This window comes from Streptomyces sp. NPDC111628, from assembly GCF_055635195.1.
In genome coordinates, this window is the sequence record NZ_JBVKBZ010000003.1 from 511,722 (window position 1) to 527,038 (window position 15,317).

At 73.0% G+C, this 15,317-nt stretch carries 16 protein-coding genes; 4 read left to right on the plus strand and 12 right to left on the minus strand.

The window, feature by feature from the left end; all coding sequences use genetic code 11:
* Window positions 1-21 precede the first annotated feature (21 nt).
* On the minus strand, window positions 22-1,095 hold the full coding sequence (locus ACZ7MF_RS17205; protein ID WP_471477628.1) for a polyprenyl synthetase family protein: 1,074 nt from the start codon (window positions 1,093-1,095) through the stop codon (window positions 22-24).
* A gap of 164 nt (window positions 1,096-1,259) precedes the next feature.
* Between ACZ7MF_RS17205 and ACZ7MF_RS17210 the strand changes: the two genes are divergently transcribed.
* Window positions 1,260-2,831 carry a DEDDh family exonuclease gene (locus tag ACZ7MF_RS17210; protein WP_471477629.1) on the plus strand — a complete coding sequence of 524 codons (1,572 nt, stop codon included), beginning with the start codon at window positions 1,260-1,262 and terminating at the stop codon, window positions 2,829-2,831.
* Window positions 2,741-3,151 (plus strand): TerD family protein, encoded by a 411-nt coding sequence (locus ACZ7MF_RS17215; RefSeq protein WP_471477630.1) that lies wholly within the window; start codon window positions 2,741-2,743, stop codon window positions 3,149-3,151. The genes ACZ7MF_RS17210 and ACZ7MF_RS17215 overlap by 91 nt, the downstream gene beginning before the upstream one ends.
* A gap of 79 nt (window positions 3,152-3,230) precedes the next feature.
* Here ACZ7MF_RS17215 and ykgO read toward each other — a convergent pair whose 3' ends face one another.
* The 5 genes from ykgO to ACZ7MF_RS17240 all read right to left on the minus strand — a co-directional run bounded on the left by ykgO (window position 3,231) and on the right by ACZ7MF_RS17240 (window position 7,334).
* Window positions 3,231-3,353, minus strand: a complete 123-nt coding sequence (gene ykgO / locus ACZ7MF_RS17220) for a type B 50S ribosomal protein L36 (RefSeq protein WP_003978293.1) — start codon at window positions 3,351-3,353, stop codon at window positions 3,231-3,233.
* Between the two features lie 29 nt (window positions 3,354-3,382).
* Window positions 3,383-3,547 carry a 50S ribosomal protein L33 gene (gene rpmG / locus ACZ7MF_RS17225; protein WP_019330754.1) on the minus strand — a complete coding sequence of 55 codons (165 nt, stop codon included), beginning with the start codon at window positions 3,545-3,547 and terminating at the stop codon, window positions 3,383-3,385.
* Between the two features lie 105 nt (window positions 3,548-3,652).
* A complete protein-coding gene (locus ACZ7MF_RS17230; protein WP_471477631.1) occupies window positions 3,653-4,981 on the minus strand; it encodes a M20/M25/M40 family metallo-hydrolase in 1,329 nt (442 codons plus the stop codon).
* The gene (locus ACZ7MF_RS17235; RefSeq protein WP_471477632.1) at window positions 4,978-6,378 is read right to left on the minus strand and encodes a cytosine permease; all 1,401 of its coding nucleotides are present in this window, start codon (window positions 6,376-6,378) and stop codon (window positions 4,978-4,980) included. The genes ACZ7MF_RS17230 and ACZ7MF_RS17235 overlap by 4 nt, the downstream gene beginning before the upstream one ends.
* A 2-nt stretch (window positions 6,379-6,380) precedes the next feature.
* On the minus strand, window positions 6,381-7,334 hold the full coding sequence (locus ACZ7MF_RS17240; RefSeq protein WP_471477633.1) for a DUF1177 domain-containing protein: 954 nt from the start codon (window positions 7,332-7,334) through the stop codon (window positions 6,381-6,383).
* Window positions 7,335-7,478: 144 nt separating this feature from the next.
* Here ACZ7MF_RS17240 and ACZ7MF_RS17245 point away from each other — a divergent pair, with 144 nt between their 5' ends.
* Window positions 7,479-8,312, plus strand: a complete 834-nt coding sequence (locus ACZ7MF_RS17245) for an IclR family transcriptional regulator (protein WP_471477634.1) — start codon at window positions 7,479-7,481, stop codon at window positions 8,310-8,312.
* Between the two features lie 38 nt (window positions 8,313-8,350).
* Window positions 8,351-9,076, plus strand: a complete 726-nt coding sequence (gene pepE, locus ACZ7MF_RS17250) for a dipeptidase PepE (RefSeq protein ID WP_471477635.1) — start codon at window positions 8,351-8,353, stop codon at window positions 9,074-9,076.
* A 71-nt stretch (window positions 9,077-9,147) separates the two neighbouring features.
* Here pepE and ACZ7MF_RS17255 read toward each other — a convergent pair whose 3' ends face one another.
* From ACZ7MF_RS17255 to ACZ7MF_RS17280, 6 genes are read right to left on the minus strand one after another with little or no spacing between them, the layout of a single operon-like run.
* Window positions 9,148-10,023 carry a phosphogluconate dehydrogenase C-terminal domain-containing protein gene (locus ACZ7MF_RS17255; RefSeq protein ID WP_471477636.1) on the minus strand — a complete coding sequence of 292 codons (876 nt, stop codon included), beginning with the start codon at window positions 10,021-10,023 and terminating at the stop codon, window positions 9,148-9,150.
* Window positions 10,023-10,832 (minus strand): sugar phosphate isomerase/epimerase family protein, encoded by an 810-nt coding sequence (locus ACZ7MF_RS17260; RefSeq protein ID WP_471477637.1) that lies wholly within the window; start codon window positions 10,830-10,832, stop codon window positions 10,023-10,025. The genes ACZ7MF_RS17255 and ACZ7MF_RS17260 overlap by 1 nt, the downstream gene beginning before the upstream one ends.
* A complete protein-coding gene (locus ACZ7MF_RS17265) occupies window positions 10,832-11,611 on the minus strand; it encodes a triose-phosphate isomerase (RefSeq protein WP_471477638.1) in 780 nt (259 codons plus the stop codon). Before ACZ7MF_RS17265 ends, ACZ7MF_RS17260 begins: the two co-directional genes overlap by 1 nt.
* The gene (locus ACZ7MF_RS17270; RefSeq protein ID WP_393226075.1) at window positions 11,611-12,123 is read right to left on the minus strand and encodes a ribose-5-phosphate isomerase; all 513 of its coding nucleotides are present in this window, start codon (window positions 12,121-12,123) and stop codon (window positions 11,611-11,613) included. Before ACZ7MF_RS17270 ends, ACZ7MF_RS17265 begins: the two co-directional genes overlap by 1 nt.
* 11 nt (window positions 12,124-12,134) lie before the next feature.
* Entirely contained in the window at window positions 12,135-13,886 is a 1,752-nt protein-coding gene (locus ACZ7MF_RS17275) for a dihydroxyacetone kinase family protein (protein ID WP_471477639.1), read from the minus strand.
* Complete coding sequence (locus ACZ7MF_RS17280) at window positions 13,883-15,250, minus strand: MFS transporter (RefSeq protein WP_471477640.1); 1,368 nt, start codon at window positions 15,248-15,250, stop codon at window positions 13,883-13,885. Before ACZ7MF_RS17280 ends, ACZ7MF_RS17275 begins: the two co-directional genes overlap by 4 nt.
* Between the last annotated feature and the right edge of the window lie 67 nt (window positions 15,251-15,317).

Here is a 15,317-nt window from a genome sequence, read left to right on the forward strand (position 1 = left end):
GAGCGATGTGGGGAACAGGTGTCAGGCGGCCCGCTCGACGCTCCACCGCGGCAGCAGCTCGAAGAAGGCGACGGCGTCCTCGCGCCACCGCGGACGCCAGCCCGCCGCCACCAGCCGGGCCCGCTCGGCGTACTGCCGCATGTCGGCACGCATCCGGTCGGCGACGCCGGCGCGCTCGCCGATCGCGCGGATCTCGGCGATGGTCTCCGGCGTGCAGGCCGGATCGCCCAGGGCCTCGTCGACGAAGGCTCGCTCGGTGCCGGTCACGGCGGACAGCAGGCGGACGACGGTGTAGGTGCGCCTGCCCTCGCGGATGTCGCCGCCCGTCGGCTTGCCCGTGGTCTCCTCGTCGCCGAACAGGTCCAGCCAGTCGTCGCGCATCTGCCCGCAGATGCCGACCAGCCGCGCGTACCGGCGCAGCTCGTCCTCGTGGGCACCCGGATCGACGCCCGCCGCCAGGAGGCCCAGTCGCATCGGTGCGAGGACCGAGTAGCGGGCGGTCTTGTGGTCGGCGACGTCGTGCAGCACCTCCGCATCCGGGACCGCGGCGGTGAAGTCCCGTTCCAGATCGGCGATCTGGCCCACGAAGGTGTCGGCCGCCGCCCGGGTCTGGGCCTCGACCATGGCCTGACGCACCTCGACGGGCAGCTCGGCGTCCAGGAGTACGCGCAGGGAGAGGGCGAGGGCGAGGTCGCCCGCGAGCACGGTGAGACCGAGGGCCGCCCGCGGACGCTCGGGGAACCGCTCCCGGTAGGCGTAGTAGGTGGTGGGGCCGCCCCGGCGGGTGGCGCTGTCGTCGATGAGGTCGTCGTGCACGAGGCCGTGGGTCTGCAGCAGTTCGATGCTCAGCGCGGCGGCGTCCAGCCCGTCCACCGGCCCGGCGGTCACCAGGCGCGCCGCCTCGTGCAGCAGCACGACCCGCATCCGCTTGCCGCCGCGCAGCGACAGGTCGCGCAGCAGGCCGACGCAGTCCGGGGTGAAGCGGCTGAAGGACGGGGCGTCCAGTGTCGTGCCCAGGGTGTCGAAGTACTCGGCGAAGAGCGCGTTGAACCGGTGCTCGGTCCGGGCGGCACGCTCCAGCGGCTGCTCGGTCATGACGAAGTCCTCCTGGGGCCTGGGCGGGTGGCGCGCCCAGCAGTGTGTCAGGAGGCCCGGAGTGTCCGGCGACCTGTCCGGCGGCACGGGTCGCCGGAGCCGCAAAACGGGATCAATGGTCGTTCGAGTTGAAGGAAATGTGGATACACCTCCATCCTTTCTCCATGTCTCTCGCGTCTGCCGCCTCCGATCTGTCCGACCTGCGCGACTACGCCTTCGAATGGGCGCTGGTCGACGTGGAGACCTCGGGTCTCGTACCGCGCCGTGACCGGGTGCTGTCCGTGGCCGTGGTGACCCTGGGCGCGGACGGCGAGCAGACCGGCGAGTTCTCCACCCTGCTGAACCCCGGCTGTGATCCGGGGCCGGTGCACGTGCACGGGTTGACGGCCGGGCGGCTGCGCGGGGCGCCGCTCTTCGAGCAGGTGGCCGGGCAGATCGGCGCCCTGCTGGAGGGCCGGGTGCTGGTCGCCCACAACGCCCAGTTCGACTACGACTTCCTCGCCCACGAGTTCGCGCGGGCGGGGCTGCGGCTGCCCGTGGCCAGACGGCTGTGCACCCTGGCGCTGAACCGCCGCGTCGACCCGCCCACCGACGACCTGAAGCTCGGCACGCTCGCCGCCCACTACGGCGTGCCCCAGCTCAAGGCGCACGACGCGCTGGACGACACCCGGGTGCTGGCGGGGGTGCTGCGCGCCTCGCTGCGGGAGGCGGCCCAACTCGACCTGCCGCTGCCGCTGGTGGCATGCCCGCCGCGGCAGGACCCGCAGTTCGCGCCCAAGCCGCCGAAGACGCCGTGCGCCTTCCGCAACCCGGGGCGGCTCACCGCGGGCGGGCCGCTGGTGCAGGGCATGAAGGTCGCCGTCACCGGGGAGACCCGCACGGCCCGGTCGGACCTGGTGCTGCGGGGCGTCGCGGCGGGACTCAACATGATGGGCTCGGTCAGCAGGCACACCAGCGCCCTGGTGACCAACGACCAGGCCGCGGACTCGGCCAAGGCGCGCCGGGCACACGCCGAGGGCGTCCCGGTGCTCGACGAGTCGGCCTTCCTGCGGTTGCTCGGCGATGTCCGCCCCGGCACGGCCCACGAGGCGACGGCGGCCCCGGTACCTGCTCCCGGACCGGCACCGACTCCGGAGCCCGCCACCGCGCTGCCGGCCGTGCCGACGCCGCGCGCACCGGAGCCGGAGCCGGAGCCCGAGCGGGGCGAGGCCGCCGGTGCGCAGCCCGGCAGGAAGCGCTCCGCGAAGCCGCGCGGACCGCTCTCCGGGCGGCGGGTCCTCGTGCTCGGCGGCACCCACCCCGAGGCGGTCGCCGCCCGCACGCGCGTCGTCGAACTCGGCGGCGCCGCGGCCATCAACCTCTCCGCCGGCGTCACCGACGTGGTCGTCCTCGACGGCGGCGGCACGGACCGCCGGCTGCCCCGGATCGCCGCGCTCCTCCTGCCCGCCCACGACGCCGCGTGGCTGGTGGCGCCGGTGGTCACGCAGACACCCGGCACGGCGGGCGGGCGGGCCGCCGCCCACGTGCTGCCGCGCGGTGGCGTCGTCGACCTGCCCTGCCGAAGGGGCGGGGAGCGGAGCACCGCTGGACGGTCACCGCGTCCTGGGCGCAGCAGACGGCGTGCGAGATCGACGTGGTCGCGTTCGTGCTGGACGAGGACGGACAGGTCTCCTTCGACGAGGACTTCGTCTTCTACGGTGCCCCGGAGAACCCGGGCGGCACGGTCCGGCTGCTGAGCGACGGCCCGACCGAGCAGACCGTGAGCGTGGACCTCGCCACGCTGCCGCCCTCGGCCCGCAAGGTCGTCGTCGCCGCCGCGATCGACGGCTCCCCCGCCTTCGGGGAGGTGGGCGCGCTGCACATCGTCTCCGGCCCCGGTACCAGCGCGGCCGCCCTCGCCCAGGCCACGCTGGACGCCGCCACCAGCGAGCGCACGATGCTCCTGGCGGAGATCTACCGGCGCGGGCAGAGCTGGCGGCTGCGGGCCGTCGGCCAGGGCTACGACCACGGCCTGGGCGCCCTCGCCCGGAGCTACGGCGTCGACGTGGACGACTGATCCCGGCCGCGTGCACGCGCGGACGCGCCACGGCCCGGCCCCGTGGATCGCGGGGCCGGGCCGGGAAGCGCGCCCGTGCTCAGCCCTGGCGGGCCTTGAAGCGCGGGTCCTTCTTGTTGATCACGTAGGTCACGCCCCGGCGGCGCACCACCTGGGCGCCGGGCCTGGCCTTGAGGGCACGCAGGGAGTTGCGGACCTTCATGACTGCCTCCTCGGTCTCGTCGGCGCCGTTCAGCGTTCCTCGCGGAACGGCACGTGCTCCCCCGCCACCGGGTCGTACTTGCGCAGGACGAGCCGGTCGGGGTCGTTGAGGCGGTTCTTGCGGGTGACGTAGGTGACGCCGGTGCCCGCGGTCGACTTCAGCCTGACGACCGGGCGTGCGGTACTGCGTGCCATGGTGCTCCTTCCGACCGCGGCGCGGGCTGCCGTTCTGTCCCGCGCATGTCAGTCACGCGTCACAACGCCGACGGCCGCCGGGTCATTCCCCGCCGGCCGGGCGCGTCAGCAGTCCTGCCACAGCCGGGTCATCACCCGTACGCCGAAGCGCAGGCCCTCCAGCGGCACCCGCTCGTCGACGCCGTGGAAGAGCCGCCCGTAGTCGAGGTCGTGCGGCAGCTTGAGCCCCTTGAAGCCGAAGCAGCGGATGTCGAGCTTGGTGAAGGCCTTGGCGTCGGTGCCGCCCGGGTTGCAGTACGGCACGGGGTGGCCGTCGGGGTCCTCGGCGCGCACGGCGGCGCACATGGCGTCGACGAGCGGACCCTCGAAGGCGGTCTCCATCGCGATGTCGTGGTTGACCCACTCGCGGGACACCGAGGGCAGCAACAGGGCGTCGATGGTGTCGATCAGCTCCTGCTCGTGGCCCGGCAGGAAGCGGCCGTCGACGCGGGCGGTGGCCCGGCCCGGGATGACGTTGGTCTGGTAGCCGGCGGTGAACATGGTCGGGTTGGCCGAGTTGCGCAGCACGACCTGCATGAAGTCGGCCACGTGTCCGAGCTTGGCCAGTTCGGCGTCCAGGTCCTCGGCGTCGAGGTCGAGGTCGACCCCCTGGAGGCGGGCGGCCTCGGCGAGCAGGGCGCGCACCGGCTCGATCAGCCGGACGGGGAAGGTGTGGCGCCCGATGCGGGTGAGGGACTCGGCGAGGTCGGTGACGGCGTTCTCGTCGTTCGGGGAGGAGCCGTGCCCGGCCCGGCCCGACGCCGTCAGTTCCATCCAGGCCATGCCGCGCTGGGCGTTCTCGATCGGGTAGAGGCGCCGGGTGTCGTCCAGGGCGTAGCTGAAGCCGCCGCCCTCGCCGATCGCCTCGGTGACCCCCGCGAACAGGTCGGGCCGGTGCTCGACCAGCCAGTGGGCGCCGAACTTGCCGCCGGCCTCCTCGTCGGCGAGGAAGGCGAGGACGATCTCGCGGGCGGGCCGGGTGCCGGTGCGGGCGAAGTGGCGGGCGGTGGCCAGCATGACGGCCACGGTGTCCTTCATGTCGATGGCGCCGCGCCCCCACAGGTAGCCGTCGCGGATCTCCCCGGAGAACGGCGGCACCCGCCACTCGGCGGCGTCGGCCGGTACGACGTCCAGGTGGCCGTGGACCAGCAGGGCGCCGCGGGAGGAGTCGGCGCCGGGGATGCGGGCGACGACGTTGGCGCGGCCCGGGGCGCTCTCCACCAGCTCGGAGGCGATCCCGGCCTCCGCGAGGCGGGCCACGACCCAGTCCGCGCAGGCCCGCTCGTCGCTGGTGGGGTTGGAGGTGTCGAAGCGGATCAGCTCCGCGCACAGGTCGACGACCTCCCGCTGCGCCTCCTCGGAGGCCGGGACGATTGCGGGTGCGGTGGTGCTCACGGTGCTCCTACGGTGGCCGTGCCGGTGGCGGCCGGGGTGGGTTCGGTGGTGTCGTCCAGGGCCGTGGTGCCGTACGTCCTGATCCAGCCGGCGAGGCCGAGGACGCAGTAGAGGACGAAGGCGGTCAGCAGGGAGTTCAGGGCGGGGATGCCGCCGTCGTAGAACTTGCCGACGCAGAACGCGGCGGCCCAGATGACCAGCGACATCGGCACCCAGGTCGGCGAGGTGGCCGGGAGGGTCTCCGCTTCGCGGGTGGCGTCCAGGGGTGCCCGCATGCGGCGCACCACCCAGTACTCGGCGACGATGATGCCGCCCACCGGCGGGATGGCGACGCCCAGCACGGACAGGAAGTCGGTGAAGTGGGTCATGATGCCGACGGCGGAGAGCAGGGTGCCCGCGATGCCGAGGACGATGGTGACCGCGCCCCGGTGCACGCGCTTGCCGAAGACGACCTGGAAGAAGTTGACGACGCCGAGCGAGGAGCCGTACAGGTTCCAGTCGTTGATCTTCGCGGTGGACATCAGGACGACGAGCACGCCGAAGACGCCGGAGGTGGAGAGCACGATCTGGGAGACCTGTCCGCTGCCGACCATGTGGCCGAGCAGGACGCCGGTCAGGCCGACGATGTACTCGGAGAGGATCATCGACGACGCGCTCTGCAGGAAGACGTGGCTGCCCTTGCGGTTGTACCGGGTCATCTCCGGGGAGACGATCGCGCCGGTCATGAAGCCGCCCGCGATGGCGGTCGCGGCGACGGCGAGCGGGATGGTCTCGCCGGGCGGCGGGGAGTGGATCAGCTCGGAGAAGGAGTGGTCGCTGAGCGCGTCGGTGACCGACCAGGCGACCATGGCGAAGAACAGCGGGGTGACGATCTTCGCGAAGACGGCCATGTACTTGAAGCCGAAGATGACCAGCACGGTGATGGCGACACCGGCGGCCGTGCACCACAGCCAGGAGGGACCGCCGACGAGCGCGGACACGCTGTCGCCGAAGATCGTGTTCTGGACGCCGAACCAGCCGACGAGGCTGACCGAGATGACCAGACTGACCAGCGCGGAGCCGTTGCGGCCGAAGCCCGCCCAGCGGGTGAGCAGCGGGGTGGCGAGCCCCTCGCGCATGCCCGCGAGGCCGATCGCGAAGATCACGACCTCGAGGATCACCGCGCCGAGGGTGAACGCGAGGAAGGCGTCGCCGAAGGTCATGCCGACGCCGATGGTGGCGCCGAGGGTGAACTGCGAGATGGAGCCGGACTGGGCGAGCCACTGCAGCAGCATCGTCCAGAAGCCGAGGCGCTTGTCGCGCGGGACGCGGGAGAGGGCGTAGTCGTCGCTGCCCACGGCTCCCGTGGCCGCTTCCGCGGCGGCGGCTCCGCCGGCGGGGTTCTTGTGCGTGGTCATGATCACGACCCCCCGGGTTCGCGGCCGAGGGTCTGCAGCCGGGTCAGCGAGCCGTAGCGGGACACGAGGGCGTCGAACTCCTGGTCGTCGTGGAAGTCGAGCTGTCCGCCGCCGTAGGCCTTCGCGGTCTCGACGGCGAACCGGGCGGCGGCCGCGATGTCGGTCTCGTGGCTGGCGCCCGTCTGGCAGCCGGGCACCGCCGCAGCGGAGGTGATCGCGAGTCCGACCACCGGGGCGGCCGTCGCCGTGGCGGGCTGCAGGATCGAATTGATGTGGTGTACACCGTTACCGTACGGGGTGATGTCCTGGGTGGTCACGGGGTACGTGACCAAGGGCTCACCGGTCACCACGGCGAGCAGCTCACCGAGCCGCTCGCTCACCTTGAGCACCCAGCCCTCCTTGACGGTGGGCGACAGGGCGAGGCCCTTGTGGTTGATGATCCGGTTGCCCTTGGTGGTGTCGACGGAGAGCACGGCCTCCATCTCGCCGGTGACCTCGTGCCGGTTCATGGTCGCGATGTCGACGGGCGAGTCCATGAAGGGCACCGGGTCGTGCGGCGCGGTCGGGGCGTTCGGGCAGATGTGCGTGGCGACGATCACATCGCCGTCGAGCACGTCGCCCCGGCGCCGCATGTCGAGCAGCTTGGCGGCGGTGGCGAGCGCCGCGACCGCGCCGTCCGCGTCGGAGACCAGGCCGACCGCCTCCGGACGCGCACCGACGCCGCCGAGCCGCCCCACCACGCCGAGTGTCCGCGCGGAACCGCCCCGGGTACGGCCCGCCCGGCCCGGTATCCGTACGAGCACGAAGTCCGTCGAGCCGCGCTCGCCGGTGACGGTGGTGACCTCGGCGCCGGAGCCCTCGGGGCCCGCCACCGCGTCGAGGTGGGCGGCGACGCGCTTGCCGTCGACGTCGGGATCGTCGAGCAGATCCACGAGGTCCAGGACGTACTTCAACATGGGCAGTTCTCCTGATCCGCACCGGGGGCGGTGCTCACAGCAGGTTCGGGATGGACTAGCGTTGTCCGCAACTGTTTCCCGCTATCTGCAATACAAGTCTGCATGGTGAGATGCGACGGCGGGATGTGACCGAGAGGAGCCGTCATGGCCGGCCGCCCCGTCGAGCCCGTGGACCGCAGGACGCCGGCCGGGGCGCTGCAGACCGTCGACCGTGCCCTGCTGGTACTGCTGGCGTTCGAGCGCAGCCGCCCGGACTGGGGCGTCACCGAGATCGCCGCGGAGTTCGGCTGGGACACCTCGGTCGCCCAGCGGCTGCTGTCCACCCTCGCGGGCCGCGGTTTCCTGGTCTCCGACCCCGCGACCCGCCGCTACAGGATCGGCCCGGCCGCACTGCGCCTGGGCCGCCTGTGGGAGCGGTCCGGCTCCCTGGAGCTGCTCGCGGAACCGGTCCTCCAGGAACTGCGGGCGGCGACCGGTGACACGGTGCTCTTCTGCCTGCCCGACAGCTTCCACATGCGCTGTGTCGCGGCCGTCGAGGGCGAGGAGGGGCCGCTGCGCTACTACCCGCTGGTCGGCGAGCTGTACCCGGCGCACGCGGGCGCCACCAGCAAGTCGTTCTACGCCTTCCTGCCCGACGAGCAGCGCCACCGGCTCTTCCGCGGGCGTCCGATGGCGCGCTTCACCGAGCGCACGGTCACCGACCCGGACCAGCTGGAGCGCGAGTTCCGCACCGTCCGCGCGCAGGGCTACGCGTGGACGGTCGGCGAGTACGACGCCGGCATCGGCACGGTCGCCATGCCGGTGTTCCTCGGCTCGGAGCCCTACGGCAGCCTCAGCCTCGGCGCCGCCAAGGAGCGTTTCCCCGAGGGGCCCGAGGACCGGCTCGAGGTGCTGCGCCGCGCCGCCCGGCTGCTGGAGCAGCGCCTGACCCACCCGCCCCAGCACCAGCGGCGCCCGCGCGCCCCCCGTACGTCCTGACGCACCACCGATCCACCCCCGTCGACGAGGAAGACCCCGTGAAGCTCCTGCTCCTGTCCAACTCCACCCAGCACGGCCGCGGCTACCTGGAACACGCCCTCGACACCGTGACCGGCTTCCTGCCCGCCGGTGCCCGGCTCGCCTTCGTCCCGTACGCGCTGGCCGACCACGACACCTACACCGCCCGGGTCCGGGGCGCGCTCGCCGACGCCGGGATCGACGTGCGGGGCGTGCACGAGGGCGGTGACCCGCTCGCCCGGCTCGACGAGGCGGACGCGGTGTTCGTGGGCGGCGGCAACTCCTTCCGGCTGCTCTCCGCCCTGTACCGGACGGGGCTGCGGGAGGCGCTGAGCAAGGCCGTGCGCGGCGGGCTGCCGTACATGGGGGCCAGCGCCGGGACCAACATGGCGGCGCCCTCGCTGCGCACCACCAACGACATGCCGATCGTCGAGCCGCCGTCCTTCGAGACGCTGGGTCTGGTCCCGTTCCAGATCAACCCGCACTACCTGGACCCCGACCCCGGCTCGACGCACAAGGGCGAGACCCGCGAACAGCGGCTCACGGAGTTCCTGGAGGAGAACGACGTGCCCGTGCTGGGCCTGCGGGAGGGCTCCTGGCTGCGGGTGGAGGGCGAGCGGGCCGTGCTCGGCGGCGAGCGCGACGCCCGGCTGTTCCGGCGGGGTACGCCCCCGCGGGAGCTGGCGGTGGGCTCGGAGCTGTCCGAACTGCTCGGCGTGCGGGCGGAGTTCGACACCCGCTCCTGAGCGCACGCGACGACGCCGGAGGCCCGTGCGGGTCTCCGGCGTCGCCCTCTGGCCCCCATGTCAGGAGGGGGTCAGCGCTTGATCTCCTTGATCTTCAGCATGCGCGTGATGACCTTGTCCAGCTCCTCGTCGTCGAAGACCTTCTTCCAGTCCTCGCGCACGATGGACTCACGGCCGTAGTCCATGGCGATCAGGCAGGCGTCCGAGAAGGGATTGGAGCCCTTCAGCGTGTTGGCGAGGGCGACCTGGGTGTGGCCGAGCAGCATCGCGCGGGCCGCCTTCTCGGGGACGCCGACGGTGTGGACGGTCTCGTGCAGGGCCTCGGTGAGCAGGGCGCCGACCATGCAGGCGATGGTCTCCACCAGGGTCGGCTCAAGGACGGCGAGCTGCTTGACGGTGACCCAGTGGACGTCGACGACCGGGGCGTACATAACGCGGATGACGGAGTCGGCGAGTTCCTGCTTGGCCGCGTCCCCGCCCTCGTAGGCGGCGACGACCTCCTGCGGGGCGGCGATGCCGCCGAAGGTGTCCTGCCACTCCTCCTTGGTGGTGCGCTCCAGGAACACCGAGGGGTGGCAGGGGTGGGCGCAGGCGTAGTGGATGTCCTCGCGGGCGAAGAGCAGTCCGGCGTAGGCGGCGGCCGGGTCGAGGGTGAGGACGACGGTGCCCGGCTTCATCAGCGGCACGAGTTCCCCGGAGACCTTGCCGAGGACCACGTCCGGCACGGCGAGGATGACGACGTCGGCCTCGGCCGCGGCGGCGGCGGACTCGGTCAGTTCGCGGCCGAGGTCGCGGATCAGCTCCTGCCCCTTGGGCGAGGCCTCGCTGAAGAGCACCCGGAAGTCGCTGTCGACCAGGTTGTTGGAGACACGCTGGCCCATCTTGCCGGCGGCCCCGATGACGGCGACGGTCGTGACGTCGGCGCGGGTCTGGATCTCGGTGGCCATTACTTGCTCCTCAGGAGGGTGTTGATGCTGTGCTGCGTCCACTGGTGTTCGAGCCGGGCGGTGGCCTCGTAGCCCTCGTCCTGCCACGGGAGCCAGTGCTCCACGATCTGGTTGATGCCGCGGTCCCCCGGTCGGGCGTCGCCCACCGCGGCGGTCATGGCGTCGTAGTCCAGGAGGCCCTCGCCGAGCGGGCAGCCGGCGTAGGTGAAGCCGACCCAGCCGTCGCGGCGGGTGAAGGCGAAGTCCTTGACGTGGATGTTGACCACGTACGGCGCGGTGGCGGCCACGACGTCGGCGGGGCGTTCCAGCCGGGCGACGCTGTTGCCGGGGTCGAGGACGATGCCGAGGTGCGGGTCGTCGACGGCGCGTACGACGCTCACGAGGTCGTCGGTGGCGACCTGCTCGTAGGTCTCCAGGCCGAGGGTGACGCCCGCGTCGGCGTAGCGGGGTACGACCTCCTTCAGGAGGGTCACCGCCTCCGTGGTGCCGGGGCGGTGGTCGGCCGTGTTGAGCATGGAGCGGACCAGGGTCACGCCCAGCTCGCCCGCCAGGTCGAGGTACGTGAGCAGGTGGTCGGGGCGGATGCCGCGGGTGCCGAGTTCGAGGGTCAGGCCGAGGTCGGCGGCGGTGTCGCGAAGGTCGGCGAGCCGCGCGCGGTCGTAGGTCTCGACCGGCGCGTGGTCGCAGATCTGGAAGACCTCACCGCCCAGCTCCGCCGTGTCGCGGAGCATCTCCGGCAGGCCCATCGGCTCGGGGGCGCGGGCCGAGATGCGCCAGAAGTAGGCGTAGGTGCTGATGCCGTACGCCATCACGCCACCGCCGCCGGGGCCGGGGAGCGGATCTCGTCGAGGATCGCCTCGACGTTCGCCGGGTCGTGGGCGAAGCGGCCGAGGAACAGGCCCTCGGCGGTGCCGGCCAGGCGGGTCAGCAGGCCGGGGCCCGCGCTGCCGCCGTAGATGACGGTGGAACCGGCGTGCCGGGGGTGGGAGTCGAGCCAGCCGCGCAGGGCGGTGCAGACGGTGGCGATGTGGTCGGCGGAGGCGGGCTCGGGGGCGCCGATGGCCCACTGCGGCTCGTAGGCCAGGACGACCGCGCCCTCCAGGCCGCCGAGCAGCCGCTCGGCCTCGGCGACCGTGCGGGAGGCGGCGTCGGCCGGGTCGGCCGCGTCGCGTTCGCCGACGCACAGGACGGGGGTGAGGCCGTTGCGCAGGGCGGCGGCGGTCTTGGCGGCGACGACGGTGTCGCCCTCGCCGTACAGGCGGCGCCGCTCGGCGTGGCCGACCTCGGCGTAGCGGCAGCCGATCTCCTTGAGGACGGGGCCGCCGACCTCGCCGGTGTACGGGCCGCTGTCCTCGGTGGCGATGTCCTGGGCGCCCAGCGCCACGCCGTAGGGGGCGAGGATGCCGGTGGTGGGGACCAGGGCCGGGAAGGTGGGCAGGACGAAGAGGCGGGCGGCGCCGGAGGTGACGGCGGGGTGCCGCTCGGCCAGGGCCGCGATCCGGCGGGACCAGTTGAGCGTCTGGTGGTGGCCGAAGTACATCTTCAGGCTCACCCCCAGCAGCACGGGGGACGGTGCGGGCGCGGGCATCAGGCGGCCGCCCCGCCGTCGGCCGCGCTGCCGCTCGCCGCACCGGTGTCGTCGGCGGTCTCGTAGTCGCTCATCAGCTGGACCTTGGCGGCCGACGCCGAGCTCTCATCGAAGCGGTAGGTGAGCCACTCGGCGGCGAGGCGGCGGGCGAGTTCGAGGCCGACGACGCGCTGGCCGAAGGTGAGGACCTGGGCGTTGTTGGAGAGGATCGCCCGCTCGACGGAGAAGGAGTCGTGGGCGGTGACGGCCCGGATGCCCCTGACCTTGTTGGCGGCGATGGCGACGCCGAGGCCGGTGCCGCACACCAGCAGGGCGCGGTCGGCCTCGCCCCGGGCGACCATCTCGGCGGCGGCGATGGCCACCTTCGGATAGGCGGTGTGCCCGTCGGCGTCGACGCCGACGTCGGTGACCTCGGCGACCAGGGCGCTGCCGCGCAGGTCCTGCTTGAGGGCTTCCTTGTACTGGTGGCCGGCGTCGTCGGAGCCGACGACGATGCGGAGCTTGTCGGTCATGGCGGCTTTCCTCAGTGGTGGTCGAGCAGTGCGCCGTGGACGGCGCGGGTGATCAGGGCGAGGGAGTGGGCGCCCGCGTCGGGGGTGCCGAGTGACTTCTCGGCGTGCGGGCGGGCCCGGCCCCGGCGGGGCAGCAGGTCGGCGGTCCCGGCGGCGGCCGCGGTGGCGGTGGTGGCGGCGCGGTCCCAGGCCTCGGTGAGGGGCAGGCCCCCAGCCGTGGCGGCGGCCAGCGCGTCGGCGAAGGGGACCAGGACGTCGACCATGGTCTTGTCGCCGACCTCGGCGCCGCCCAGCCTGCGTACGGCGGCGGAAGCCTCCGTGACCCCTTCGGCGACGCGGGCCGCGTCCGGGGCGTCCCGGTCGCCGACAGCCGTGCCCAGGGAGCGCAGGATCGTGCCCCACAGGGCGCCGGAGGTGCCGCCCGCCTTGTCGGCCCAGTCGTCGGCGGCACGGGTGAGGACGGTTCCGGCGCCCGCACCGAGCCCATGGGCGTCGGCGGCGGCCCGGTGGGCGGCGGTGGAGCCGCGCCGCATGCCGATGCCGTGGTCGCCGTCACCGGCCACGGCGTCGATGCGGCCGAGTTCGTCGGCGTGGGCGTCTACGACCCGGGCCACCGCCTCCAGCGCGGCCAGGACGGTGGCGGCGGCCCGGCGCGAGGCGTCCGAGGCGGCGGGCAGGGCGGTGGCGGCGGGTACGGCGGTGTCCTCGGCCATCGCGGTCACGGGTGTCCGGTCCTGGTCCGGCTCCGGAGCGTCGAGGGCGCCCTTGCGGTAGGCGGGCGTGTCGGCCGGGGCCCGCCACAGCTCCTCCAGCCGGTCGTCCAGCCAGGTCAGGGTCAGCGAGATGCCGGCCATGTCGAAGCTGGTGACCAGTTCGCCGACCTCGGGATCGACGATCTCCACACCGGCGTCGCCGAGGCGGGCCGCGACCTCGCGGTAGACGACGAACAGCTCCTCGTACTTGACCGAGCCGAGGCCGTTGAGGATCACCGCGGCGCGCTGTCCCGCCGGGTCGGCGACGTCCTCGGGGAGCTCCTTCAGCAGGGTGTCGACCAGCAGCCGGGCCGCCTCGTCGGCGGTGGGCAGGGCCTCCTCGCCGATGCCTGGCTCGCCGTGGATGCCGAGGCCGACGGCCATCCGGGCCTCGGGGACGGTGAACAGGGGGTGGTCGGCGCCGGGCAGGGTGCAGCCGGAGAAGGCGATACCGAAGGACCGGGTGCGGGCGCCCGCCCGTTCGGCGACGCGCAGGACCTCCGCGAGGGGCAGGCCCTGCTCGGCCGCGGCGGCCGCCGCCTTGAAGACGGGCAGGTCACCGGCTATGCCGCGGCGCTTGGCGGATTCGTCGGGGCCCGCGCTGGAGATGTCGTCGGCGACGGCGAACGTGCGGGTCTCGATGCCGTCGGCGGCCAGTCGCTCGGCGGCCTGTCCGAAGTGCAGGACGTCACCGGCGTAGTTGCCGTACATCAGCAGGACTCCCCCACCCGCGTGCGCGGCCGTCGCCACGGAGTGGATCTGCCGGGCGGAGGGCGAGGCGAAGACGTTCCCGACGGCCGCGCCGTGTGCCAGACCGCGGCCGACCAGGCCGGAGAAGGCCGGGTAGTGGCCGGAGCCGCCGCCGATCACCACGGCGACCTGGCCGGCCGGGGTGGCGGTGGCCCGGACGACGCCGCCGGTGACCGGCCGGACCCAGCGCCGGTACGCGGCGGTGAAGCCCTCCAGCGCCTCGTCGGCGAAGGCGGCCGGGTCGTTGAACAGGCGGGTCATCGCAGGGCCTCCTCGGCCTGGGGTTCGGGGGCGGTGGCGGGCTCGTCGGTGCCGTTGCGGGCGGCGAGCATGATCATCAGCGCGGCGGACAGCAGCATGAAGAAGCCGACGAGGTAGAGCGGTACGTAGTAGGCGCCGCTCCAGTCCTTGAGCCAGCCGGTGATGTAGCTGGAGGCGAATCCGGCGACGTTGCCCGCGGTGTTGATCAGGGCGATGCCGGCCGCGGCGGCGGCTCCGGTCAGGAAGCGGGAGGGCACCGACCAGAAGACCGGCAGCGCGGCGAAGATGGCGCAGGCGGTCACGGTGATCACGGCGACGGTGGCGGCCGGGGAACCCATGTAGAGGGCGAGGGGGATGGACACGCCGCCGACGACGGCCGGGCCTGCCACGTGCCAGGTGCGGGTGCCGTGGCGGGTGGCGTGCCGGGTCCAGAAGAAGAGGACGATCGCGGCGGGCAGGTACGGGATGGCGGTGATCCAGGCCTTGTCCATGACGCTGAACGTGGTGTCGTACTGGTCCTGGAAGCCGTTGATGATCGTCGGCAGGAAGAAGGCGAGGGCGTACAGGCCGTAGACGAAGCCGAAGTAGACGGCGGCGAGGGTCCAGACCCGTCCGCTGCCGAAGGCCTTCTTGAGGTCGCCCTTGGCGTGCGTGCCCTCGTGGCCGGTCTTCTGGGCGTTCTCGGCGGCGAGTTCCGTGGTCAGCCAGTCGCGCTCGGCGGGGGTGAGCCACTTGGCGTCGGCGGGCTTGTCGATCAGGTAGAACCAGGCGATGACGCCCAGGACGATCGCGGGCAGCGAGACGAACAGGAACATCACCCGCCAGCCCTCCAGGCCGAAGAGCCCGTGCCGGCCGATCAGCCAGCCCGCCAGCGGGGCACCGAAGACGGTGGTCAGCGGCTGGGCGAGGTAGAACAGGCCGAGGATCTTGGTGCGGTGGCGGGAGGGCACCCACTGGCTGAGGAAGAGGATCGCGCCGGGGAAGAACCCGGCCTCGGCGACGCCGAGCAGGAAGCGCAGCGTGTAGAGCTGGCCGCTGCTGCTGACCCAGGTGAACAGGAGGGAGACGATGCCCCAGGTCACCATGATCCTGGCCAGCCAGCGGCGGGCCCCGAAGCGGTGGAGGGCCATGTTGCTGGGGACCTCGAGCACGATGTAGCCGAGGAAGAAGATCCCGGACGCGAAGCCGAACTGGGCGGCGGTCAGGGCGAGATCCTGTCCCATGCCGTTCGGTTCGGCGAACGAGACGGCCGTGCGGTCCAGGTAGTTCACGAAGAACATCAGCGCCACGAACGGCACGAGGCGGACTGAGACCTTCTTGATGGCAGTTCTCTCGACTGCCGCGGATGGCGCTTGGGCACCCATGGGCGACTCCTCGGCTCGCCCGGACAGCTCCGTCCGGGTTGGGTCACTCCGGGTGGGCCGCCACGGG